Genomic DNA, 23399 nt, shown 5'->3' with positions numbered 1-23399 from the left:
CACGTGACATACACAGGGTGGCGCTTTGGAGCGTGGAAATATCGACGCACTATCGAACCGCGTGGCGTCCCAACCTGCGTTCCAGCGCCGACACAGCGAACGTCGATGGAACGCAAATGACGGCAAACAGCAAACCGGCCAGTATCAATACGGGCATGTACTCGAATGTCGACGAGCCGATATTCGAAGCGCGGCTCACCAGTTCCGGCAGCGCAATCGTGAAGCACAGCGAGGTCGCCTGAAGCATCATGATGGAGAAGCCAAGCAGCGATGGCAGGGCAACGCGCATGCCTTGCGGAATGATGACGAAGCGCAACGCGTCCACGCCGTTCAGGCCGATAACGAGCGCCGCCTCTTTCTGGCCATACGGCACCGCCTCGAAGCCCGCGCGAATCATCTCGCTTGTATAGGCACCCGTGCAGCATGCCAGCGCGACGCAGGCGGACGCAAACGAAGACAGTGTCAAGCCCGCCGCGGGCAGCCCGAAATAGCAGAACTGCAGCAGGATCAGCGCAGGCGCACCGCGCCCTATTTCAACGAAGATCAGCGCGAAGGTACGGATCGGACGCGATCGTGCTGACACCATCAATGCGAGTGCCAGCCCCAACGGAATGCCGACCGCCAGCGTGACTGCCGTCACCTCCAGTGAAATCCGATAACCGTCCAGAAGATCGGGTAACCAGCCTTTCCATTGTTCGAGCAGATTGTTCATCGTGACACCCGCGAACGAAGGTGAACGTCGGCCCACCGCGAAGCCCACGCGACGGGAATACTCAACGCGATGTAAAGCAAGGCCGCGGAACCATAGACGCTCAGCCCACGGAAGGTCGCCTGGGAAACGTGATAAGCCTGGAATGCCAGTTCGGTGACACCGATCGTCGACGCGACCGCCGAGTCCTTAAGAAGCCCGATCAGATACGTCGCAGCTGTCGGTAACGCGATCCGGACCAACTGCGGAAACACGACGTCGCGGAATTGCTGGACACGAGTCAGGTTGAGCACCTTCGCTGCCTCGTATTGCCCGGGATGAATTGCCGTGAGCGCGCCGCGATAGATCTCCGACATATTGGCCGCCGTCACGATGCCAAGTCCGACAGCCGCAGCGACGAACGGGCTCATCGCAAGCAGGTCGTTGCCGATGCCGAAGAACACGAAGAACAGCCACACGATGGGCGGGATCGAGCGGCACACCACCACGATCCCCGTTGCGACGCCACGAAGGATGAAATTTCTCGAAAGGCGCATTGCGCACAGCGGCAGGCCGAGAATCGACCCGAGCGTAAAAGTTGCGATGGTCAACGCAACGGTCCAGGGGACGCCTTTCAGAATTGCGGAGAGGTCGATCATCATTTACCTGTCCCTCACTGCACTGAGGAATTTGGCGGCTCGCTCGGTCTTGGGACGTCGCATCACCTCTTCACTGTCGCCCTGTTCGAGAATGCGGCCGTCGGCCATGATGATGACCCGGTCGGACACGCTTTCTGCAAAGTGCATTTCGTGAGTCACGACGATCATCGTCATGCCAGACGTCGCGAGTTCTTTCATCACGGTCAGTACTTCGAGCCCGAGTTCCGGGTCGAGTGCAGACGTAGGCTCGTCGAACAGCATGATTTCCGGCTCGAGCGCCAACGCACGCGCGATGGCAATGCGTTGCTGCTGACCGCCTGAGCACCGCGCGGGATACTGCGACGCCTTGTTGGCGAGCCCGACCCTCTCCAGCAATTCGAGCGACCGCTCGTCGGCCTCCTTGCGACTGCGGCCCATCGTGCGTTCCTGCGCGAGGCTGACGTTCCGCAGCACGGACAGATGCGGAAAGAGATTGAACGACTGGAAAACCATTCCGATACGTCGACGTAACGTCACGAGTTCGCGACGGGACGGTGCGTGACCCGCTTCGATCGTCATATCGTCGATCGTGACGCGCCCCTCCGTGGGCGGTTCCAGTTGATTGATACAGCGCAGCAGCGTGCTTTTGCCGGATCCGCTCGGGCCGATGATGGCAATCACTTCGCCCGTTCGCATCTGGAAACTGACGTCTTCGAGCACTCTATGCGCCCCGAACATCTTACCGACGCCATCCACGCACAGAATCGGCGCATCGGATCTCGACGCACATTCCGGTGCCGGTCCTGATTCGAGCCAGGGCGATGTAATGCTGTTCATGAACTCTCTCCGTCAACGACTTCCAGACTCTGAGCTGGTCGAAATATTCCCGAACACCGGATTAACACACGGCCGAATTCACCACTCGTGCCGCGTACTCATCATCTTGTTGAGGATGCTGTCCAGCATGGCTCTCTCCTGAGTGTTCAGCACCCTGAGCATCAGCGTCTGGCGATCGACGGCAACCGGCAACACCTTCTCGTAGAGGCGCCGTCCGCTATCGTTGAGCATCAGCAGACTCTCGCGGCGATCGTGAGCATTGGTCTTCCGCCTGATCATCTTGCGTGTAATCAGACTGTTCACGGCGCGGCTGATACTGTTCTTCGGGCGGCCCGTCACATCGCAAATGTTTTTCGCAACCATCGATCCATAAGATGCCAGGCAACTCAGTACATTGAACTCATCTCGCCCAACGTCGAACTCCTGCGCCATCGCTGCGAAAATGGGTTCGCAGTAGCAGTTCGCCCACAACGTCAGGCGCCACATGTCGCTCAGCGGGCCCCTTATGACGACCTTGTCGAATACATCGTCGGCGAGCGACACGGCGTCACCATCGGCATCCGCGCGTTTGTCGGCCTGGCTCGCGCTTCTCATGCTCAATTCCATATCGCGTTTCATCCTCGCGTTGGTGCTTCGACCAATCGTTGTTCGTCCGGCCGCTGGTTCGCAAACAGCCATTCGGCGAACATCAGATCGAGATGACCACCGCCGCCGTTCTTGAACAGCGTGATCTCGTGATCGCTTCGGCGTCCCTCCACTGTCTTTGCGCAAAGATCGAACAGATCTCCGCGAACGTGCGATGCGTCGATCACACCGGTTTCCAGCGGTTGCACGATGTCGCCGCAGTTTTCCATCACGAGCGCTCGGTGATCGACATAGACGCTCGCCTTGAGCACAGCCGCGTCGTCGGCCTCGCGCATCTGTGGCGTATAGCCACCTACCAGATCTACATGTGTGCCGGGTTTCAGCCATTCCCCCTTGAATATGGGCATCGTCGAGCTTGTCGTGCAGATGACGATGTCCGCTTCGCGTACGCTCTGCTCCAGTGCTCTGGATACCCGCGTATCCCCAGAAAACTCAGATCGCTCGACGACCTTTGCCGCGCGATCCGCATTGCGGTTCCACACTTCAATTCGCTCAAGCGACGGAAACTCCGCGCACATGACTTTCAGATGAATGGGCGCTTGCGAGCCCGCACCGATCATCAGTAAGCGTCGAGGTTCTCGCGGCGCGAGGAATCGCGCCGCGAGTGCCGAATCCGCCGCTGTTTTGTATCGCGTGAAGCTGTTGCCCACGATAAAGCACTTGATACTTGCATCGTCGGCATCGCACAGCAGGATCGCCGAATGAATCGTGTCCGCGGTACTTTCCGATCGATCCTTGTTGTCACGCGAGAGCGTCACGAACTTCATACCCAATCCGCCGTCTTCCCGCGATGCGACCCATACGAGCACTTCCGCGTCCGGCCTCGATGTCCGGCCTATCCGGGAATGGACTCGCGCCGCGGAGACGTATTGCTGAAGATGTCCCCGCGCGAGCGCGTCGACCATCTGCTCCGGCGGGATGTCACCCAGAACGGCATCAGAGTCGATCAACAGCGGAAGTTTGCTTGCGTGCATCGAATCGGCACCTGTTTATCTTGCAGACTCAAGCATTCAGATCGTTCAGAAGCGGACAGCTCGAAAGCACGACGGCACCCGTCGCGGTGATCAACACCTGCTCTTCCAGCTTGACGCCCTCTTTCCCGCCGTGTTCGCCGATATAGCTTTCAACCGAGACGACCATGTTCTCCTGGAACACGCCGTCGTATCCCCAGGCATCGAAATCCACCGCATACGCAACGCTCGGATATTCGTCGACGAGTCCAACACCGTGCAGCATCATCATGTAGCGGTTGTGCACGTATTGATCGGGTACGGGCCAGCAATGCTCGGCAAACTCGCGGAACGACAGCCCTGCCTTCAGCAAACTGACGTTGTGCGCGATCTGATCCGCCGCAAAACCGAAAAGATCTCGCTGATGTCCAGTTGCCGCCTTACCCGGACAGACGAAGCTACGTGAGATATCCGAGAGCGATCCGCCTGGCCCGACCATATCCGTGTCGAACGCGACCATATCGCCGGCCTCGATGATGCGATTCGATGTGTCCTGAAACCATGGGTTGGTTCGCTCGCCGGAAGTGAGCAACCGGGACTCCGCGTACTCGCCGCCGTGTGCGATGTTGGTCGCGTGAAAGACGCTCCACAGCTGATTTTCCGTGATGCCCGGCGTGAGAGCCTCGCGCATTCTTGCGATGCCCAGGTCGCACACGCCCATCGATATCCGATGCTGTTCGATCTCTTGCGGCCCCTTGATGACGCGAGCCTGCTCCGTCAAAGGCTGCGCATCGAACAATTCGATTCCGTTACGCTTGAGCCGTTCGGCACCCCAGGGATCACAACGGTCGACAGCCAGCCGGCGATTGCCGGAACCATAGGTGCGGACGATATCCGCGATCTCTTTTGCCCACAACTCCGCCTTCTCTTCGACGCGCGGACCCGCAAGGAAATAGATCCACGGCGTGGCGGGACGGATTTCGTCGATTGTCTCGATGCCTTCGCTGTTGTGCCGGCTGCTGGTGAAGTCGAACAGGATCACGGGCCCATCCGTCGCGACGAATACATAGCGACTCGGCGAATGCATGACCCACAGCCCGAGATTGTTGGTGTCGGTTGCGTAGCGAATGTTCAGCGGATCGCATAGCAGCATGCCGGCGTAGTCGTGAGAACGCAGTTGCTCACGCAGGCGCGCCAGTCGGAATGCTCTCATCGATTTGCGATCGAGATCTTCAAATGCGCGTACCAGTGAACCGTCGATTACTCCAGCCCGGCAGCCGAGAACCGCGTCATCGGTTCTGTAGGCGAGCTTTGATTCTGCTCTATGGCGATGAAGATCGGTGATCCCATTGATGGTGCTCATTTCGGCTCCTTGACGTTCTGCGGTTGTGGAGAACTGCGAACGCGCGAAAAGAAGGCATCCAGTGCGAATTCAGATTAGTACCACGTGGAACCAACTGTCAACGCGTCAAAAATGGTGTTTACCCGCGAGCTCGTAATACGCTCAACCCGCGTTCCTTCACGCGGCGTTTGCATTCATTTTTTTAATCGCCAATAGCGGATACATCGCGGCCCAGATATAACTGGGGACGCGAATCTGGAGGGTGAAAGCGGCGAAGACCGTCAGGTCAATCGCCGTTCTCGTGCATGAAAGTCAGGTGAAGCTTGTCGTCATAGATCCTTGACGAGACGGAGCGCGTCATAGATAGCCGCATGCGTGTTTCGCGCCGATACTGCGTCGCCGATTCTGAAGAGCTGGAAAAGTCCTTCCGGATTCTTCTCTTCTGCCTGCACCTTGCCGTTTATCAGGTTCTCGTAATTCACGGCACCCAGATTTTTCGACAATGGCTTCAGTTCGAAATACAGTTCGTCCATCGGAATGGTTCCGTGATTCACGACAATCTGATCGTAGCGTTGCTCATTTCGCACGCCGCCGTAATCGCTGCCGATGACCGCGACAAATTCCTGCCCTTCTCTGCGCACCGCTTCGAGCCGGTAAGTCACCGTGAACTTCGTCTTCAGCTTTTGCAGCGTACGCATGTAGGGCACGAGATTCATGCTCATGACCTCGGGCGAGAATGCGCGATCGGGCGTCATCACTTCCACGCTGCCGCCTGCCTGAGCGATCGTTTCGGCAGCTTGCAGGGCGGCGTGGTCGCCGGCATCGTCGAAGATCAACACGTTCTTGCCGGGCTTTACGTCGCCGGAAATGACGTCCCACGAAGAGACGACATGTTCGTTGCCTTCCGTCAGCACTTCCGTGTGCGGCATGCCGCCCGTCGCAACGATCACGACGTCCGGGCTCTCCGCTTTCACGGTGTCGGCATCGGCCCATGTGTTGAACGCGAATCGCACGCCGAGCCGCTCGCACTGGGACATACGCCAGTCGATGATGCCCAGCATCTCCTTGCGGCGCTCGCTCTGTGCAGTCAGGCGAATCTGGCCGCCCGGATCGTTCATCGCTTCGAGCACGAGCACATCATGGCCTCGTTCGCCCGCAACCCGTGCGGCTTCCAACCCCGCGGGACCCGCGCCCACGATAACGATCTTGCGCTTCGTCGCGGCTCGCGCAATCGTGTGGGGCATCGTCAGTTCGCGCCCCGTCGCGGCGTTGTGAATGCAGTAAGCCGCGCCTCCCTGATAGATTCGATCGAGACAGTAGTTCGCGCCCACGCACGGCCGGATATCGTCCTCCCTGCGCTCGATGATCTTCCTGACGATGTGCGGATCCGTCATGTGCGCGCGCGTCATGCCCACCATATCGATCTTGCGCGACTCGATCGCATATCTCGCGGTGGCCACGTCCTGGATACGCGCAGCGTGAAAGGTCGGGAAGCCCGTCGCTTCGCGGATTTCCCCTGCAAAGTCCAGATGCGGAGCGCTCTTCATTCCCATGATCGGAATGATGTCGGTCAATCCTGCATCGGTTTCGAGGTGTCCGCGAATCACGTTCAGATAATCGACCAGACCGCTTTTGGCTAACCGCTGGGAAATCTCGATACCTTCTGTTTTGGTGATACCGCCCGCGATGATTTCGTCCGCGGTATAGCGGAGTCCCAGCAGGAAGTTGTCTCCAACCCGCTCGCGGATCGCCCTCAGTACTTCGAAAGTGAAGCGCAGACGGTTGTCGAGCGAGCCGCCGTAAGGCGAGTCGAGCGTGTTGGTCAGCGGCGACCAGAACTGGTCCATCAGATGACCATAGGATTCAATTTCGAGGCCATCGAGGCCCGCCGCTTTCATGCGCTCGGCGGCATCGGCAAAGTCGCGAATGATACGGTCGATATCCCATTCCTCGATCTTCTTCGGGAACGCACGATGCGCGGGCTCGCGCGCATGCGATGGCGACACGGCGGGGAGCCAGTCTCCCTTGTCCCATCGCGTGCGCCTGCCGAGATGCGTCAACTGGATCATCACCTTCGCGCCGTGCTCGTGGCATTCGTCGACGAGATCCTTCATCCACGGAACGACCTCATCCTTGTAGGCAAGAATGTTGTTGAAGACGGGCGGACTGTCTTTCGAAACGGCCGCCGAACCGGCCGTCATCGTCAGCGCGATGCCGGCCTTCGCCCGCTCGACGTGGTACGCACGGTACGCCTCTTTCGGCATACCGTCCTCTGCGTACGCCGGCTCGTGCGACGTCGTCATGATTCGATTGCGGAAAGTGACGTGCTTGAGCGTGTACGGTTGCAGCAGCGGATCAGTCGACATGGAAGTGCCTCTTGTCGCAGGTGGGGACGTCTCAACTATGGTGTTTGATTGCAGATTAAGACCGCTGTACACTTGTGTCAAGTACAAGGACATTGATGTACATTACCCGTGTAAACCCTGTGTGAATGCCTCTTTGGCTTCGTTCCGGCACAATCGCCAGAGCCGACACGCGCTTACCGGACTCGTTACAAAGGAACTGTTCTCATGGAAGAAGCCGTCGATGCCGTACGCGGCTCTGTCGAAATGTGGCTCGATGCCGCCTACGAAAGCCTTCTCGAAGGCGGGGTCGAATCGGTCCGCATCCTGCCTCTTGCGAAGAAGCTCAATCTGTCGAGAACCAGTTTCTACTGGTTCTTTACCGACCGCGAAGAGTTGTTGGCCGCGCTACTGAGCCGTTGGAAGTCGACCAACACGGGCAACTGGATCAAGCGCGCAGACGCCTATGCGGAGACCATCTGCGAAGCGGTATTGAACGTGTTCGACTGCTGGTTCGACGACACGATCTTCGACTCGCGATTCGAAGCCGCGATCCGGAGTTGGGCGCAGCAGTCGCCGGAGATCGCCCGCGAGGCCGCTGACGACGACGAGCGCCGTGTCGCCGCCCTCACCAACATGTTCCTGCGTTTCGACTACCAACCGCTTGCGGCGGACGTGCGGGCAAGGGCGCTGTATTTCACGCAACTGGGATACGTGTCGACACATCCGAATGAGGAGTTGGCGGTACGCATGACGCGGATCGCCGAATACGTCACTGTGTTTACAGGCGTGCGACCTGAAGAGCGGGAATTACAGCGGTTTTTCGCCCGCAGGAATCTGGGCACGGCTTGACGGGAACGGACCGACCACCACTTTTGCGGGAATAGCGAAACCATGATCAAGCTTGGCGTGCTCGGCGTAGGCGACCTCACCGACAAGATGATTCGCGGCTTGAGTCGCGACGGCAGCGCCGCCATACAGCTTCTTCTTTCGCCGAGAAACGAGGGGAAGGCAGCAGCGCTAGCAAAAGATCTCGACTGCATGGTGATGGCGAGCAACCAGGACGTCGTGAATGATGCCGACGTCGTGCTCGTCGGCGTACGCCCGGCACACCTCGCGGAACTCGCCCGGCAAGTGACCTTGAAGCCTCTTCAGCCATTGATCTCCGTCGTGGCGGGCGTTTCGATCGAAGATCTGTCGCGGTTGTTTGGTAACCGTGACTATAGCCGTGTGATGATGTCCTACGCAGCTGAGATCAATCGATCGACGGTCGCGGTTCATCCCGCCAATTCCAAGGGAGCGCAGTTGTTTGCGCCGCTCGGAAACGTCGTGAATCTGGAGACCGAGCGCGAATTCGAACTCGCCATGATTGCTGCGTGTATGAACGGATGGTTCTATTTCCTGATTCACGAATTGCAGCAGTGGCTCACTCAAAACGGCATGCCACCGGAAGCCGCAAGAGCGTTGGTGTTCAGCAGTGTCGAGGATTGCGTTGCGTACTCGCGGTACAAGTCATCGACGCCAATCGACGAATTGGGGCTGTCCATCGCGACTCCCGGGACTTACACAGCGGGAGGACGAGATCTACTGATTGAAAATGGGGGGTACGCCGCATGGAAAGCTGCGTGCGATCATGTTTTCAATCAGCTCGCACCTGATAAAAGTTGAATTGCACTGCGCACTGCACGAACGCGCCGCGCGCTATTTCCATGCGATTAGACGCTCTCGATCAGCCAGTCGCGAAACCTGATTTCATCCACGTTGAGCGATTTTCCGCGCGGATGCACCAGATAGTCATGCCGTCCTGTTATCAGCGACATGTCGGGGATCGCGCTGAGCGTGCCTGCCTGAATGGCTGGGCTCACGATGAAATCCCAGCCCAATCCGATGCCGAGGCCTCTTTGTGCCGCTTCATAAACGAGCGCGGTCTGATTGAAGATAAGCGAGGGCGTCGGTGTGTAGTCGAAGGAAAGCTGCGCGAACCAGTCTTTCCAGTCGAGACAGTCCCATTCGCTCGAGTCGAGATGGATCAGCGGCGCCTGCGCCAGTTCGCCTAACGTGCCGGGAATACCTTTCGTGTACCCGGAGACGCTGTAGACGGGATATACGATTTCCGGAAACAGCTTGGCGCTTTCCAGCGACTTCCACTCACCCTCTCCATAGAGGATTCCAAACGCATACTCGGCGCACAGTTTTTCGTTGATCGAGTTGGTTGACTTCACGTCGATCGAGACAGCTGGAAAGCGATCGATAAAATCCGCCAGTCGCGGCAGCAGCCAATACTGCGCAACGGCATGTGTACAGACGACCGATATCGCGTCTCTTTCATCGTCGTCCCTGACGCGCGAAATCGTGTGCTGAAGTCTGGAAAGAAGCGGCCGCAATTCGCCGAAAAGGCGAAGACCACTTTCGTTGAGTTTGAGTGCGCGGGTGTGCCGCTCGAAAAGCGAGCACCCTAGAAGGGTTTCGAGCGTTCGTATCTGTTTGCTCGCCGCGCTCTGGGTTATCGATAGCTCATGGGCTGCGCGGGTAAAGCTCCCCAGCCGCGCCACCGCTTCGAAGCACATGAGCGTCTCAAGCGGGGGAAGCGCTGACAGGCGTCGCGCGTTGAACGTGCTCATTCGCCCTATCCATCATCCCAGTGGCGCCGCATCGGCGATGCGGCGCCACGAGCTCTCATACCAGCCACAACCGCTTATATCGCTGGACCCGATTTCAGTTAGCGGCCGTAGACGGGGAACCGGCGCGTCAGCGCTGCCACTTCGGCCTTCACACGATTGCGCGTTTCTTCGTCCTCTGGAGCCTCGAGGACATCGGCGATGAGGTTGCCGACCAGCTCGGCTTCCTTGATACCGAAGCCGCGCGTAGTCATGGCTGGCGAACCGAGACGCACGCCGCTCGTGACGAAGGGCTTTTCCGGGTCGTTCGGAATCGCGTTTTTGTTGACCGTAATATGCGCGGCGCCGAGCGCAGCCTCAGCCGCCTTGCCTGTGATCTTCTTTGCGCGAAGATCGACCAGCATGACGTGGCTTTCCGTGCGTCCCGACACGATGCGCAGTCCACGCTTCACCAAGGTTTCAGCCAGCACGCGTGCGTTCTCCACGACACGCGTCTGATAGTCCTTGAACTCAGGCGACAACGCTTCCTTGAAAGCAACCGCCTTCGCAGCGATGACATGCATCAGTGGACCACCCTGAATTCCCGGAAAGATCGCCGAATTGATCTGCTTTTCGTACTCGGCCTTCATCAGGATCACGCCGCCGCGTGGTCCACGCAGGCTCTTGTGCGTCGTCGTGGTGACGAAGTCCGCGTGCGGCACCGGATTCGGATAGAGACCCGCCGCGATCAAGCCCGCGTAGTGGGCCATATCGACCATCAGGTAGGCGCCTACGCTCTTCGCGATCTTCGCAAGGCGCTCGAAGTCGATGCGCAGCGCGAACGCCGATGCGCCCGCAACGATCAGCCGGGGCTTGTGTTCAGCGGCCAGCGCTGCAGCCTTGTCATAATCGATATCTTCGGCCTCGTTCAAGCCGTAGCTCACGACATTGAACCATTTGCCGGACATGTTGACGGGAGAACCGTGCGTCAGGTGACCACCTTCGGCAAGGCTCATACCCATGATCGTGTCGCCGGGCTTAAGCATCGCGAAGAAAACCCCCTGATTCGCCTGCGAGCCGGAATTCGGTTGCACGTTGGCGGCTTCGGCTCCGAACAGTTGCTTCACGCGGTCGATAGCCAACTGCTCGACAACGTCGACGTACTCGCAGCCCCCATAGTAACGCTTGCCAGGATAGCCTTCTGCGTACTTGTTCGTGAGTTGCGAACCTTGCGCAGCCATGACGGCCGGACTCGTATAGTTTTCCGATGCGATCAGCTCAATGTGATCTTCCTGGCGACGGTTTTCCTCTTCGATTGCGTGCCAGAGTTCCGGGTCGACCTTCGATACAGTGCTGGAAGAATATTCAAACATGGGCAGTCCGTGAGGAGTGAGTTACGGGCCGAACCATGATCCGTTCGGCTATCTATTCGATCTTTGGCGCACGAAGCAAAATCTGCGTCGCAGAGCGGCTTGCAATGCACATCATGACGCTGCATGGAGTGCATGGACTAGGATAATTTCGCCAACCTTCGTGTATAAGCCCGTCAGAACGCTCACGCGTCACTCCGTCATCATCTGGAAAATTACCGGCTCTTCGACGGCAAACTCTCTCCCCTCACCGAGGGCAGCCGCGACGGGATTTATTCCCGGCCGGAATGCACAAGTCGATAAATTCGCTTGTGACAGTATTTGCCGATCGCTACGCTGATCCACGCGTTCGATGCCGCCACGCCCAGTTTCGTCAAGCGCCGATAACACGGGTGATCGATACAACAGCGAATAAATAGGTCACTCCACGAAGGGACTGAGAAAGACGGCATAAAAATCGAAGCTTGAAAGGAGACAACCCGTTATGGCAGCTTCATCAGGTAGCGGTACGAAAGCCAGTTCAGCAAAAAGAGCGACGACAACTCAGCCTCATCGCTCGCGCGATTCGACCAATAGCGTGCCCGGTGAGAGCAATCTCGGACACGGACTTCGACAGCGGCATGTCGTCATGCTGTCGATCGGCGGCAGCATCGGCGCCGGACTCTTCGTGGGCTCGGGTCATGCGATCGCCGAAGCAGGACCAGGGGCGATTCTGGCGTATATCTTCGCAAGCATCCTGGTTATCCTCGTCATGCGCATGCTGGGTGAAATGGCGTGTGCAATGCCGGATTCCGGATCTTTCTCGACGTATGCTTCGAAGGCAATTGGCCCGTGGGCCGGATTCACCATCGGGTGGATGTACTGGTGGTTCTGGGTTCTGCTCGTTCCGCTTGAGGCCACTGCAGCAGCCAACATCCTGAACAGCTGGTTTCCCCAGATAGCCGTGTGGCAGTTCAGTGTTCTCGTGACCGTGCTACTCACCGCCGCAAACCTCGCCAGTGTCAAGAACTACGGCGAACTGGAATTCTGGTTTGCTCTCGTCAAGGTTGTCGCGATTGCGGGCTTTGTCATTCTTGGCGTCATTGCGCTCGCGGGCGGCCTGCCCAATGTGCATCTGCATCCGCTCGAGAATCTCACGGAGCGTGGCGGTTTCCTTCCTCGCGGATTCTCGCCCGTCGTCGGCGCCTTGCTCACGACCATGTTCACCTTCCTCGGCACCGAGGTCGTCACCATTGCCGCAGCAGAATCCGAAAACCCCGCGAAGGAGATTGCGAAAGCGATCACATCCGTTGTGTGGAGAATTTCACTTTTCTATATTGGTTCGATCGCCGTCATCATCTCGGCCGTTTCATGGAACGACCCTGCGCTGCTTCGCGTCGGATCCTATCAGGCAGTACTCGAGGTCTTTCACGTACCGCACGCAAAGCTGATGATCGACTCACTCATCCTCATTGCAGTTGCAAGCTGCCTGAATAGCGCGCTCTATACCGCCTCGCGGATGCTGTTTTCTCTTGGGACACGGCGACAGGCGCCATCGATCGTCACCCTGACCACGAAATCCGGCGTTCCCGCCAACGCGGTTATCGGCTCGACCCTGGTCGCTTTCGCCGGATGTGCAGCGAACTACATTGCACCAAAGTATGTATTCGACACCTTGCTGAGCACGACGGGAGCCATCGCGTTGCTGGTCTACTTCATCATCGCGCTTAGCCAGGTTCTCTTGCGCTCCCACCTCGTACGCGAAGGTACGTTGAAAGTTCGCATGTGGGCTCATCCCTACCTTTCGACGATCACCATCCTGTTGATTCTGGCTGCGTTTGTCGTTATGGTTCGCGCGCCGGATCATCACCAGGAAGTAGTTGCAACACTTGGCGCATCGGTAGTCCTTGCGCTTTTTGGCCTGTATCTGCAAAGGCGGTGCAGGCACTGAGTGCCGCCCCTGGACGAGTCGTCGGTTCCAGTGCTTCGGTTCCAGATAATTGGCGAGGATAGCGCCAGGGGTACGTCAAGTGCGGACAGCAGGAGGAATGAGGCAACACCCGCCTGTATGCCGTCGCAACTGGAGAGGCCGCCCAGTGGGAGCGGCCACCAATGTCGCCCTTTCGCCAGGGGCGGGATAGGGACGCGTTTGCCGTCCGCAGACGAAACCGCCCAGCGACATGCCGGGGCCAGGATGAGATAGGCCCCGAACCGGCAGCATATCCAGACAACGATATACGCCAGTCGAATCTAAAGGTCTGCTCAGGCGAAGACGAAGTACTTGCGCACCGTCTCCACCACCTCCCAAGTCCCTTTCATGCCGGGTTCAATCACGAACACGTCGCCGGCCTTCAGGTGCACCGCCTCCTCGCCTTCCGGCGTGATAATGCAGTAGCCGTCGAGGAAATGGCAGAACTCCCATTTCTCGTAGTTCACCTCGAACTTGCCTGGCGTGCAGATCCAGGTGCCCATGATCTTGCTGCCGTCCTTGGAGAGGTAAGCGTTGAGGTTCACGGTGTGAGGATCGCCTCCGATACGCTTCCACTTGGTGGCGTCAAGGACGGGAATCGGGCAGGTTTCGCGCAAAACGGTTATGAAATCGGACATGTCGGCTCCAAACGATTGAATAATCGGTCCATCACCTTAGTTCAATCGCGTTACTGGGGCTAGTATGTTTCCGACACCGACTCATCTATTTTCGACACCGAGCGGCATGCGCAACTGTGACGATATCTTCAGAAGCAACGAGTGGGCTAAGCATCGTAAGTGACTCTGCGCCAGTTCTAAATCGCCGAAAATTAGATGGTGGCTTTCTAGCGCAGAGTCATTCTTTCTACAACCGGCAAAACTATGCAGCAGTGACCGCTTTTACCTCTTCTTTGAGCGCGGTTACGATCCGCTGCAGCGTCTGCTTTTGCTCGTCGTCGAGAGGCTGCAACGGTGTTCGCAAGCCGCCAGTACGCAGCCCCGCAAATTCGCATCCTTGCTTGATCGATTGAACGAACTTGCCGGCGTCCTCGAGGAAGTCCATCAACGGCATCATCGCAGACATGATCCGGCGGCCCTTGTCGAAATCCTTCTTGACGACGCACGCTTCGTACAGCGCGATATGTTCGTCTGGCAGGAAGTTGGAGCCTGCGCATACCCAGCTGCGTGCGCCCCACGCAAAAAACTCGAGTGCCTGATCGTCCCAGCCGCAAGAGAGATTGATGCCAGGAAAGTATCGCGCGAGCATGTGTAACTGGCCCGTACTGCCCGAGCTCTCCTTGATCGCAATAAAGTTCTTCGATTTCGAAACGACCGTTTCAAAGAACTTTCGCCCCATCAGCGCATTCGTGCGTCCGGGATAGTTGTAGAGCATGACGGGCAGACCGGCTGCCTGATCGACCGCAAGCGCGTGGATTGCATTCTCTTCCTCGGTCGGCAGCGCGTAAGGGGGCGAACTGACCAGAATCGCATCTGCCCCGATCGACTTCGCCGCCTTTGCGTACTCGACCGAGTCTTCCGTGCGGACTGCGCCCGTTCCGATAATCAGCGGCAGCCGTGAACCGATGATTTCCCTGGCATGCGATGCCAACTCGAATCGCTCCTGAGGCGTATGCGAATAGTATTCGCCGGTGGATCCGCCGATGATGATGCCATGCACCTTCGAACCAATCAGATGCTCGATGACCTCAGCAAACGCTGCCTTGTCGATGCTTCCGTCGCTCGACAAGGGCGTGATCGCGGGGGTGTAAATGCCTTCGAATTTCATGTTCCTGCCTCTGCTAAAAAAGGATAAGTGCGCTTCTCGTTGCGGTTCGTCAGTCGCTGACAGAAACCACGCTCAACTCTCAAGACCGGCCATTTGCTGCCCCCACCATAACGTTGCGTTCACGCCCAGCGAAAGGAATGGTTCCGGCGGAGCGGCCTTTGGTCCCGGCGATCTCAACAGATGCTCGATGAGCGCATTGCGCTTTCCGGCAATCCAGTCGGCGAGCAGCGTTCCCGTCACCGTCCCTCGCGTGATCCCCAGACCGTTGCAGCACAGCGCCCCGTACACGTTGGGGCCGAGCTGACCAAAGAAGCCCTCGTGGTTTTGCGAAAGCGCCAGGGATCCGCTCCAGGTGTAGTCGAAGCCGACATCGGGCAGCATCGGAAATCTTCGCTGGAAGGACAATTCATGCCGCTTCGCCATCCGCGCCAGGTACTGTTGCTTCGGGCGTCCATCTGGATTGAAGCTAAAGCTGTTGCGGATCAGAATCCGATTGTCATGCGTGCGCCGCACCGTGCTTCCGAACGGGTCCGCAGGAATGACGCCCCAGAAGTCTTTGCCGCCTAAAGCCTCTTGCTCCTGCGCCGACAATGGTCTGCTGAGGCTTGCGTACAGGAAAACCGGCAGCATGGAACGTCTGAGGAATCCGAACCTCATGCCGAATGCGTTGTTAGCCAGGATGAGTTTATCGGTGACTATCTGCCCTTGGGCATGTCCTAACACGACCTTTTCACCGTACTCCACTTCCGTAATCGGAGTGCGTTCGTACAGCGTCACGTTGGCCGGCAAACTGTCAGCAAGACCTTTGACAAGCGCGGATGGCTGCACGAGGATCGTTCCCGGCGTGTAAAGGGCGCGTTTGTAGAAGTGCGTGCCGATATGCCCAGGCAAGTCACGTCCTTCGATCATCTCGTATTGCTGACCGAGCTTGTCGAGACCGCGACGATAGGCATCGAGCGCGGCGAGCCCCCGGCTTTCGACTGCCGCTTGATACTTTCCGGACGAACGCATCGCACAGTCGATACCGTACTTTTCAACGATATTACGGAGAACGGACTGCCCCAGAAGATTCAACTGGAGTGTCGCCTTCGCCGTCTCGATGTCCCCGATATAGTCGTCGGCGCCGATGTCGTGCGGGAGATCGATTGCGAAGCCCGCATTTCGCCCGGCAGTGCCGAAGCCTACTTCCTGCGCTTCCACGAGAACGATCTCTTGGTCAGGGAAATTCAGAGCAAGCTGTCGAGCGGCGGCCAGGCCGGTGTAGCCGGCACCAACGACCGTCCAGCGAGCATTCTTTTTCCCGGAGTGCGACGGCCGTGGTTCGCGGGGCGGGCTAAGGTGATACCAGCCACACGCGGAATCATCCGCAGGCGTTGAAGTGACCTTCTGCATTCCCATTTCGCGCTCTTCTACTGTTTTTAAAGCATCCAGAACGACAAACCTTGTCTCCAGAATCGGCTCGTCGAAGGCTATCTTCTCCAGATAAGCGGCGTCGCTGTCTGGAGAAGTATGGACACAACAATATCGAAATGAACTCTACGCGGCCAACGATATTTTGTTGGAGCGTAGCGCGACTTCTGGTTATGGAAGAGATGATGGCGTCGTGGCCTTCGCCACCATCCGCACAGCCCTCAGATTTCGTTCAGGGTCAGACCTTCTTCGAACGGTAAGTGGCAATCCATCCAGTCGTAGTGCCTGCCGACATCCGCCCAAGGCCAGTTGCGAGCGGTCTCGCCCGCCTTGAGGATATGTTCGGCTCGCCGGTCACGACTGGAAGAAGCCTGACCCCTCGTATCGATGCTGTGTTCGCGTTGCAATTGCCGCTCCTTTGAAAGTTCAACTGGGTCATCGCCGGCGTCAAGCGCGAGCTAATGAGTATAACCAGCGGCCGTCTCTGAAAGGCTCTTGCCTTTGGTTTCCGGTGCGAGCCATTGCGACAATGCTGCCCCAAGACCGGCGATGCCGGCGGCGATCAGCATGGTTCCAGACGCGCCGATGTGGCTCATCGACCACGGCAGAAGGAACGTCCCAAGACCCGCTCCGACGCGACTGACGGCGGCCGCGAAGCCCGTCCCGATGCCTCGCGCTTCCGTTGGGAAGACCTCGCCCGGATAGACGCTCGTCCGCGTGTTATAGCCGGCGTTGAAGAACGAGAAGATCAGGAACAATGCCAGCACGGCGGCGGGCGGCGCGCTCGACCACAGGGCAATGGCAGCGAGGACCACGGTGCACAGCCACTGCGGCGGCACGGTCAGCGTACGACGGCCTACCTTCTCGATCAGCAGGACCGTAATCGCAACGCCGGCCAATGCGAGTGCAGAGAGTCCGATGCCACCGGCCAATCCGCCGCTCAGGCCGTATTTCTGCAGCACGCTGTCCGCAAAGGTGCCGATGGCGAAATACGGTGTGACGGCGCAGAACCAGAAACCGGACATGAACAACGTGGCACGCCAGTACCTACGGGAGAAAAGCGTACCAAGCCCCACGTCACCCGTCGGGGTGTGCTCGTGCTCGATGTCGGCTCTATCTTCGGCATTCTCTATGAACCGTCGGGCAATCGCGCGTGCCTCGGTCGTGCGTTTCTGCCTCCACAGCCAGCGTGGCGATTCGGGCAGGCCGAACCGTGCAACCGCTACGATCAGCGCGATAAACGTGCTCGAACCGATGATGACGTGCCAGTCCAGGTGTGTCGACTGGTCCAACACGTATCCCACCATGAAGGCGACCATGAATCCCCCATACCAGGTCATCGTGAGCGCGCCCATGAGCATGCCTCGTAGCCGGGCGGGGGCAAACTCCGCCATGAGCGGCCAGCCGACTGAATACTCCACCCCGATTGCGACACCCATTAACAGACGTACGACGAACAACTGCAGGGGTGAGTCGACGAAAAACTGTGCCGCCGACGCAATCACGAACACGAGCATATCCACCATGAACAGCGGCTTCCGACCGTACTTGTCGGATGCCCATCCGCCCAGCGGCGATCCGAACAGAATGCCGAACAACGCGCCCGCGGCAATCAGCCCCTCCCAGAACGCCGAAATGTGAAGGTCGGCAGTCAACCTGGCGCTCACGGGTCCGACAATCCCCAGAATGTAGCCGTCGAGAAACGTTCCGCCCAACAGGACGAAAATCAGCCTTTTCATGAAACGTCGCTTGAATGCGACGGACGTCTCTGTTCGAGAGATTTCGCCGATGGCGCTCAAGGTTCTGCTGTTCGATGACATAGTAGCTCCTCCAATTTTTCATTCAGCCGGCACCTGAGGATGCTCAGCCCGTGCGCTCTTACTGCAGCGCTGAACGGTCTCTACGCAAGGCCTTTTTGTCTCCCACGATCATCTCGGCGAGGCAATGGGCTCTATTCGATTCACAATGCGCGAAGCAATGGTTTTTTGTCCGCAGACAGACAGCATCAAATCAGTATGGATTCCATTCCATTCGTTTCGATATGCCGACATTCGGCGACCCGACGCGAGCAATCGGTTCGCCCCATGTCGAAGTCAGATTGCGTACGAACGAAAGAAGTCTTTGGCAGTTGATTGCGATGCAGTCTGTTCCACTGCACCGCTCGTTCATGATCGGACGGGACGTTAGTCCCGTACCGCTATTTGAAGTCAGACAGAGATCAGTCGGCTAGAACGTTTGCGACGTGTCGCTGGCTTGCAGCCTGACGGGCATACCCGTGCATAACCGGTGAGAGAAGAATCTCTTTCACGTACTCATACTTCATCCGCTTCGTCATCGTTCAGATCAAGCCAGATGGTCTTGAGTTGAGTGTACTGGTCGTGCGCGTGCAGGGAGTTATCGCGCCCACCGAAGCCCGACTGCTTGTAACCGCCGAACGGGGTGGTGATATCCCCTTCGCCGAACGAGTTCACCGTCACGGTGCCAGCCCGAAGCGCACGCGCAGCGCGCAATGCCCGCTTGCCATTGCCAGCGAACACGGATGCACAGAGGCCGTATTCGGTATCGTTGGCCACGTCGATGGCTTCCTTCAGGCTATCCACCGTGATCACCGACAGAATGGGCCCGAAGATTTCCTCGCGCGCAGGCTTGGCGTCGTTGCTTTCAACGTCGATGATAGTCGGGTGAACATAGCGCCCTTCGCTAGTCTGACCGCCGAACAGCACCTTGATGTCGTCCGAGAGATAGGAACGGACCTTCTCGTAATGCTGTTTGGAAACCAGCGGTCCAACCCGGTTCGCGGGATCGAGCGGGTCACCGACCTGCCATTCCGCAGCGAGCGTCACGATCTTGTCAAGCAGCGCAGCCTTGATGTCGCGATGCACGATCAACCTTGTGATCGCCGAGCAGTTCTCGCCCATGTTCCACAGCGCGCCGTTGACGATGTGCCCTGCTACCGCGTCGAGATTCGTTACGTCAGGCATCACGATGCAAGGGTTCTTCCCGCCCATTTCGAGCACGACTTCCTTGAGATTGCTTTCCGACGAGTAAGCAAGGAATCGGCGTCCAGTCGCCGTCGAACCGGTGAACGACACCATGTCGATGTCAGGATGACGACCAATGGACTCGCCCACCGCCCTGCCGCTTCCCGTCACGACATTGAAAACGCCCGCGGGAATGCCCGCCTCGAGCGCAAGTTCGGCGACTCGCATCGTGGTCAGAGACGTCTCCACGGCGGGCTTCACGACGAGCGAGCAACCCGCTGCGAGCGACGGACCGATCTTCCATGCCAGCATCAGCAGCGGGAAATTCCACGGCAATACCAGACCCACGACACCAACGGGTTCACGCACGATCATCGCGATGTGACTGTCCGACGCCGGGGAAACCTGGTCGTAGATCTTGTCGATGGCTTCGGCATGCCAGCGAAGCACATGGACGGTTTCGGGGACATCGACCGTCTGGCAGTCGAAGATAGTCTTGCCTGCGTCGAGACTTTCCATGACCGCAAACTCAAGCGCATTTTTCTCGATCAGATCCGCGAGACGGAGAATGGCTTGCTTGCGTTCAGCCGGATGCAGCTTCGACCAGCGGCCGTCATTGAATGCAGCGCGCGCGCTTGCGACAGCCACATCGACATCTGCCTTCGAACAGGCCGGCAGGTCTGCGAGGCGCTCACCCGTCGCGGGATTGGTGGTCGTGAACGTCTCGCCTGACAAGGCGCCACAGGGCTTACCATCGATGATGGCAGAGGTCGGCAGCTTCAGGTCGTGAGCGATTCGGTGATACTCGCTCGCGGAAAGCAGATCCGTCATATTAGTCTCCGTGAATATCAGTGTTCGAGTCGAACCGGGCATGACGGCCGGTTCTCATGGTCGGGATGAATCGGTGCCTTCGGGTCGGGCATCGTCATATCCGACTTGCGAAGAGAGATGGGCGGGTGTGGCCCGCATTTGAACGATCGCGGAACCCGATCGGAAAGCACGGGAAGCGCGGCATCATGTATGAAACGATATCGAACCGCCAATGCCGCGACTAACGATATTTTTTTGGAAAGAACCGGTACTTTTGGTTATGGGCAGGTGTAAACCCGTAGAAGCTGACGCTGTCGCAGATCGCGTGGATGTCGTCGTCACACGCCGATGGTCAGCATCCTCGCTGTGTACGGCGTCCCGCGACGCGACGGGTTGTCAACGCCGAATCGTGATGGGCTTGGGACTGCCGCCAGAGGTTCGTGCCCCCTGCTTCGGAAGCGTCATGACGCGCACTCGGCATCCGCATCCGAAAGGTATCGGGCACAGCACAAACCTCTGGGTCAAAACCGGCTTGCCAACTGCCAGGTCGACGTGGTCTGTGTGGGATCCCTTTTTTGAACAGGGCTTATCCTTCGCAGCTTGATTCATGCCTATATGCCGCGACCTCGTTCATTTCTCCGCACCAATGGTCGTCACCGGTTGCCATTTCATCGACTTGACCTGATAAAGCGTCGACGTCGGATTATTCAGATCGCCGTATTTATCGAACGAGATATGTCCGGTGATGCCGTTGTATTGCATGGTGCGGAGCGTTTGCATGAACACAGCCGGCTTCACGGAATTCGCCTGCTTCATCGCGGTAATGGCGAGCCACGCGCAGTCGTAGGCGAACGGCGCATAGGTCAGCGTATCCGCGCCGAAGCGTTTCTTGAATTTTTCCGCGAACGCACGGCCTTCAGGCAATGAATCGACAGGTCGGCCATATTCCCACGCCATTGCGCCTTCGGCTGCGCCTCCGGCATTACCGATGAAGACGCTATCGGCAATGCCGCCGCTTCCAACGAACTGCGCGCGCAAGCCTAATTGCTTCATGCGCTTGACGATCAGACCCGCCTGACCATCGAGTCCGCCGAAGTACAGAAGGTCGGCGTTGGCCGACTTGATGTTTGTCAGTTGCGCGTTGAACTCGACGGCTTTGTCGTTGGTATATTCCTCGGCCACTATCTGACCGCCCGCCGCCTTCGCGGCCTTCTTGAATTCTTCGACCGCGCCTTGTCCGAATGCCGTCCGGTCGTCCATCACCGCGATCCGCTTCGCTTTCGTGACCTTCACGGCATACGTGCCTGCGTTGCCCGAGTTCTGCGTATCGGTTGCGATGATACGGAACACGTTGTTCAAGCCCTGGCGCGTAATCGCCGGATTGGTCGCCGCGGGATCGATTAGCGGGATACCCGCGCGCGCGAAGATCGGCGAGGAGGGAAGCGCGACACCCGAGTTGTAGTAACCGACCACGGCCACGACACCATCGTCGACAAGTTTCTGCGCCACTTGAACGCCAACGCGCGGATCGCCCTGATCATCGACGGATGCGAGTTCAAACTGAATTTGCTGTCCGCCGATGTTGGGGTGTTGCGCGTTCGCCTCCTCCACTGCCAGACGCACGCCGTTTTCGATGTCCTTGCCATTGGCCGCGCCCAGCCCGGTGAGCGGCGCGGAAACGCCGATCTTGATGGTTTGCTGTGCATTGGCGACGAGCGGAACAATACAGAGCGCGGACGCCGCTATGAGGGAAACGAGCACTTTCATGACAGAGCACCTCGATCAGAGGAATGTCGAACATTCGAGCCGGCATTTCTACAGCATCGGATTACCTATTTCTTCACATTCGTTCTAAAAGCTCGCGACCCGCTCCCTCCATCGTCGCGGCAATGCCCCGGACAAAAGTCGCCAGAAACATTCTGCGTCAAAACTCCGCTTTCGTTTCTACGGATTAACACTAGCGTGGCGCTTAAGCGGAAAGCAACGTGCGGCTACTTGTAATCTGCATGTTTGGGTTCGTGGACGACTGCGAGTTCATCATTCAAACCCATGGTCGCACTCATGCATTGAGGCACGTATTCGACGGCTTTTTGGAACTGCGCGCTCAAAGGAGAGTTACCGGAACAGGACAACCAACCCCGACGCGCACCAGTGACGGAAAGCCGTTGCCCGACCATAGTTGACCAGATATCCGACCGCGAGGACGGCCCGGTGACTCAACATGCATTTGCAGAGGGCGGATGATCTCACGTCCTTCGCAGGCTCAATGTCGCCGGTCGTGCCTGCCTGCTGGAGCAACTTGGTTGCCTGCTGAGCGCTCATGCCGAAAAGATGCGCAACCTGATCGAATTCGAACCAGACTGCGCTCTCGTCGAGCCTGCCATTCATTGCCCTGCGGCTCGACGCGCAAACATACTGTACCGACCTTGTCATGCACGCTCCTTCCAATCGTCACATCATCCGCGAAATCGCTCTGCACGCTGCGAACCGCAGTGCTTCGTATGACCTCCCCTCTATTTGACAGCGCCCGGACGCCCTTCGGATAGAACAAATACGCCGATGAAAGTGAACTAACGCGTCAAGATGCCGGATATGCCAGAGTAGTTGTTGCTTCGAAATCGCTCCCGCGCCTGTGCGCAGACGACTATGAAGACTGATCTGTCGGATTCGTTATCGCCTGTGTTGAGCGGTGAACAACGCGCGGGACAATCGGCGCGTCTGTATCGCCTCGGGTCGCGTGGTCCGCATACCCCTGATCTACTCCATTTCACAGACGACGGCGTCGTCATTGAAGAATGGAAGACAGAAGCCGGGCGGGAGTACTTACTTCGGTCTTTGCACGAAAGGCCAATGAAAAGCTTTCCGGAACTCCGCCACCTCCGCCGCCGCCGATCACACCCCCCGTCAAAACCAGATGGCGGAAGGCAGCCGGAGTCGAACCGACCAGGGAGCGGCTGACGCCCCCTACTGGGTTTGAAGCCCAGCCGCACCACCAGATACGAATGCCTTCCGTTGAAGAGTCAATTCAGCAACACGTTGATCGCAGCCGATTATAG

The 23399-nt window shown here is 58.1% G+C and carries 20 protein-coding genes and 1 tRNA gene; 3 read left to right on the top strand and 18 right to left on the bottom strand.

From position 1 onward, the window contains the following. Positions 1 to 49 precede the first annotated feature (49 nt). The 7 genes from G3N95_RS20295 to G3N95_RS20265 all read right to left on the bottom strand — a co-directional run bounded on the left by G3N95_RS20295 (position 50) and on the right by G3N95_RS20265 (position 7466). Complete coding sequence (locus G3N95_RS20295) at positions 50 to 712, bottom strand: amino acid ABC transporter permease (protein ID WP_205971859.1); 663 nt, start codon at positions 710 to 712, stop codon at positions 50 to 52. Next, on the bottom strand, positions 709 to 1350 hold the full coding sequence (locus G3N95_RS20290; protein WP_241018746.1) for an amino acid ABC transporter permease: 642 nt from the start codon (positions 1348 to 1350) through the stop codon (positions 709 to 711). The genes G3N95_RS20295 and G3N95_RS20290 overlap by 4 nt, the downstream gene beginning before the upstream one ends. Further along, the gene (locus tag G3N95_RS20285; protein ID WP_277398023.1) at positions 1351 to 2163 is read right to left on the bottom strand and encodes an amino acid ABC transporter ATP-binding protein; all 813 of its coding nucleotides are present in this window, start codon (positions 2161 to 2163) and stop codon (positions 1351 to 1353) included. It lies immediately after the preceding gene. A gap of 78 nt (positions 2164 to 2241) precedes the next feature. Continuing rightward, positions 2242 to 2781: a MarR family winged helix-turn-helix transcriptional regulator gene (locus tag G3N95_RS20280; protein ID WP_205971858.1), complete on the bottom strand. Its 540-nt coding sequence runs from the start codon at positions 2779 to 2781 to the stop codon at positions 2242 to 2244. Continuing rightward, on the bottom strand, positions 2778 to 3575 hold the full coding sequence (locus G3N95_RS20275; RefSeq protein WP_241018762.1) for a hypothetical protein: 798 nt from the start codon (positions 3573 to 3575) through the stop codon (positions 2778 to 2780). Before G3N95_RS20275 ends, G3N95_RS20280 begins: the two co-directional genes overlap by 4 nt. 235 nt (positions 3576 to 3810) lie before the next feature. Further along, complete coding sequence (locus G3N95_RS20270) at positions 3811 to 4971, bottom strand: M24 family metallopeptidase (RefSeq protein ID WP_241018744.1); 1161 nt, start codon at positions 4969 to 4971, stop codon at positions 3811 to 3813. A 458-nt stretch (positions 4972 to 5429) separates the two neighbouring features. Next, positions 5430 to 7466 carry an NADH:flavin oxidoreductase gene (locus G3N95_RS20265; protein WP_205971855.1) on the bottom strand — a complete coding sequence of 679 codons (2037 nt, stop codon included), beginning with the start codon at positions 7464 to 7466 and terminating at the stop codon, positions 5430 to 5432. 204 nt (positions 7467 to 7670) lie between these two features. Between G3N95_RS20265 and G3N95_RS20260 the strand changes: the two genes are divergently transcribed. Next, entirely contained in the window at positions 7671 to 8294 is a 624-nt protein-coding gene (locus G3N95_RS20260) for a TetR/AcrR family transcriptional regulator (protein WP_205971854.1), read from the top strand. A 42-nt stretch (positions 8295 to 8336) separates the two neighbouring features. Beyond that, a complete protein-coding gene (locus G3N95_RS20255; RefSeq protein ID WP_205971853.1) occupies positions 8337 to 9110 on the top strand; it encodes an NAD(P)-binding domain-containing protein in 774 nt (257 codons plus the stop codon). A gap of 47 nt (positions 9111 to 9157) precedes the next feature. Here the strand turns inward: G3N95_RS20255 and G3N95_RS20250 are convergent, their stop codons facing one another. Then, on the bottom strand, positions 9158 to 10063 hold the full coding sequence (locus G3N95_RS20250) for a LysR substrate-binding domain-containing protein (protein WP_205971852.1): 906 nt from the start codon (positions 10061 to 10063) through the stop codon (positions 9158 to 9160). A gap of 98 nt (positions 10064 to 10161) precedes the next feature. Then, positions 10162 to 11412 (bottom strand): serine hydroxymethyltransferase, encoded by a 1251-nt coding sequence (gene glyA / locus G3N95_RS20245; RefSeq protein ID WP_205971851.1) that lies wholly within the window; start codon positions 11410 to 11412, stop codon positions 10162 to 10164. 481 nt (positions 11413 to 11893) lie between these two features. Between glyA and G3N95_RS20240 the strand changes: the two genes are divergently transcribed. After that, positions 11894 to 13339 (top strand): amino acid permease, encoded by a 1446-nt coding sequence (locus G3N95_RS20240; RefSeq protein ID WP_205971850.1) that lies wholly within the window; start codon positions 11894 to 11896, stop codon positions 13337 to 13339. Between the two features lie 311 nt (positions 13340 to 13650). Here G3N95_RS20240 and G3N95_RS20235 read toward each other — a convergent pair whose 3' ends face one another. The 9 genes from G3N95_RS20235 to G3N95_RS20195 all read right to left on the bottom strand — a co-directional run bounded on the left by G3N95_RS20235 (position 13651) and on the right by G3N95_RS20195 (position 23354). Next, on the bottom strand, positions 13651 to 13995 hold the full coding sequence (locus tag G3N95_RS20235) for a cupin domain-containing protein (protein WP_205971849.1): 345 nt from the start codon (positions 13993 to 13995) through the stop codon (positions 13651 to 13653). A 241-nt stretch (positions 13996 to 14236) separates the two neighbouring features. Further along, the gene (locus G3N95_RS20230; RefSeq protein ID WP_205971848.1) at positions 14237 to 15142 is read right to left on the bottom strand and encodes a dihydrodipicolinate synthase family protein; all 906 of its coding nucleotides are present in this window, start codon (positions 15140 to 15142) and stop codon (positions 14237 to 14239) included. 72 nt (positions 15143 to 15214) lie between these two features. Continuing rightward, entirely contained in the window at positions 15215 to 16534 is a 1320-nt protein-coding gene (locus G3N95_RS20225) for an FAD-binding oxidoreductase (RefSeq protein ID WP_205971847.1), read from the bottom strand. 239 nt (positions 16535 to 16773) lie between these two features. Further along, the gene (locus G3N95_RS20220; RefSeq protein WP_205971846.1) at positions 16774 to 16959 is read right to left on the bottom strand and encodes a hypothetical protein; all 186 of its coding nucleotides are present in this window, start codon (positions 16957 to 16959) and stop codon (positions 16774 to 16776) included. Positions 16960 to 17010: 51 nt separating this feature from the next. Further along, the gene (locus G3N95_RS20215; protein ID WP_205971845.1) at positions 17011 to 18372 is read right to left on the bottom strand and encodes an MFS transporter; all 1362 of its coding nucleotides are present in this window, start codon (positions 18370 to 18372) and stop codon (positions 17011 to 17013) included. 492 nt (positions 18373 to 18864) lie between these two features. Continuing rightward, positions 18865 to 20364 carry an aldehyde dehydrogenase gene (locus G3N95_RS20210; protein WP_205971844.1) on the bottom strand — a complete coding sequence of 500 codons (1500 nt, stop codon included), beginning with the start codon at positions 20362 to 20364 and terminating at the stop codon, positions 18865 to 18867. Positions 20365 to 20973: 609 nt separating this feature from the next. Continuing rightward, the gene (locus G3N95_RS20205; protein ID WP_205971843.1) at positions 20974 to 22110 is read right to left on the bottom strand and encodes a branched-chain amino acid ABC transporter substrate-binding protein; all 1137 of its coding nucleotides are present in this window, start codon (positions 22108 to 22110) and stop codon (positions 20974 to 20976) included. A 348-nt stretch (positions 22111 to 22458) separates the two neighbouring features. After that, positions 22459 to 22731 (bottom strand): hypothetical protein, encoded by a 273-nt coding sequence (locus G3N95_RS20200; protein ID WP_205971842.1) that lies wholly within the window; start codon positions 22729 to 22731, stop codon positions 22459 to 22461. A gap of 527 nt (positions 22732 to 23258) precedes the next feature. Further along, a tRNA-Sec gene (locus tag G3N95_RS20195) sits at positions 23259 to 23354 on the bottom strand. Positions 23355 to 23399: the final 45 nt, after the last annotated feature.

The sequence above is a fragment of the Paraburkholderia sp. Tr-20389 genome, from assembly GCF_017104565.1.
GTDB lineage: Bacteria > Pseudomonadota > Gammaproteobacteria > Burkholderiales > Burkholderiaceae > Paraburkholderia.
This window is presented reverse-complemented; position numbering and strand designations above follow the sequence as displayed.

Coding starts and splice junctions, on each gene's coding strand:
- G3N95_RS20250 (WP_205971852.1), bottom strand. CDS start 10,063: ATGAGCACGTTCAACGCGCGACGCCTGTCAGCGCTTCCCCCGCTTGAG.
- G3N95_RS20215 (WP_205971845.1), bottom strand. CDS start 18,372: ATGTCATCGAACAGCAGAACCTTGAGCGCCATCGGCGAAATCTCTCGA.
- G3N95_RS20225 (WP_205971847.1), bottom strand. CDS start 16,534: ATGCAGAAGGTCACTTCAACGCCTGCGGATGATTCCGCGTGTGGCTGG.
- G3N95_RS20260 (WP_205971854.1), top strand. CDS start 7,671: ATGGAAGAAGCCGTCGATGCCGTACGCGGCTCTGTCGAAATGTGGCTC.
- G3N95_RS20285 (WP_277398023.1), bottom strand. CDS start 2,163: ATGAACAGCATTACATCGCCCTGGCTCGAATCAGGACCGGCACCGGAA.
- G3N95_RS20200 (WP_205971842.1), bottom strand. CDS start 22,731: ATGAATGGCAGGCTCGACGAGAGCGCAGTCTGGTTCGAATTCGATCAG.
- G3N95_RS20240 (WP_205971850.1), top strand. CDS start 11,894: ATGGCAGCTTCATCAGGTAGCGGTACGAAAGCCAGTTCAGCAAAAAGA.
- G3N95_RS20230 (WP_205971848.1), bottom strand. CDS start 15,142: ATGAAATTCGAAGGCATTTACACCCCCGCGATCACGCCCTTGTCGAGC.
- G3N95_RS20270 (WP_241018744.1), bottom strand. CDS start 4,971: ATGAGAGCATTCCGACTGGCGCGCCTGCGTGAGCAACTGCGTTCTCAC.
- G3N95_RS20275 (WP_241018762.1), bottom strand. CDS start 3,575: ATGAAGTTCGTGACGCTCTCGCGTGACAACAAGGATCGATCGGAAAGT.
- G3N95_RS20290 (WP_241018746.1), bottom strand. CDS start 1,350: ATGATGATCGACCTCTCCGCAATTCTGAAAGGCGTCCCCTGGACCGTT.
- G3N95_RS20235 (WP_205971849.1), bottom strand. CDS start 13,995: ATGTCCGATTTCATAACCGTTTTGCGCGAAACCTGCCCGATTCCCGTC.
- G3N95_RS20265 (WP_205971855.1), bottom strand. CDS start 7,466: ATGTCGACTGATCCGCTGCTGCAACCGTACACGCTCAAGCACGTCACT.
- glyA (WP_205971851.1), bottom strand. CDS start 11,412: ATGTTTGAATATTCTTCCAGCACTGTATCGAAGGTCGACCCGGAACTC.
- G3N95_RS20205 (WP_205971843.1), bottom strand. CDS start 22,110: ATGAAAGTGCTCGTTTCCCTCATAGCGGCGTCCGCGCTCTGTATTGTT.
- G3N95_RS20295 (WP_205971859.1), bottom strand. CDS start 712: ATGAACAATCTGCTCGAACAATGGAAAGGCTGGTTACCCGATCTTCTG.
- G3N95_RS20280 (WP_205971858.1), bottom strand. CDS start 2,781: ATGAAACGCGATATGGAATTGAGCATGAGAAGCGCGAGCCAGGCCGAC.
- G3N95_RS20255 (WP_205971853.1), top strand. CDS start 8,337: ATGATCAAGCTTGGCGTGCTCGGCGTAGGCGACCTCACCGACAAGATG.
- G3N95_RS20210 (WP_205971844.1), bottom strand. CDS start 20,364: ATGACGGATCTGCTTTCCGCGAGCGAGTATCACCGAATCGCTCACGAC.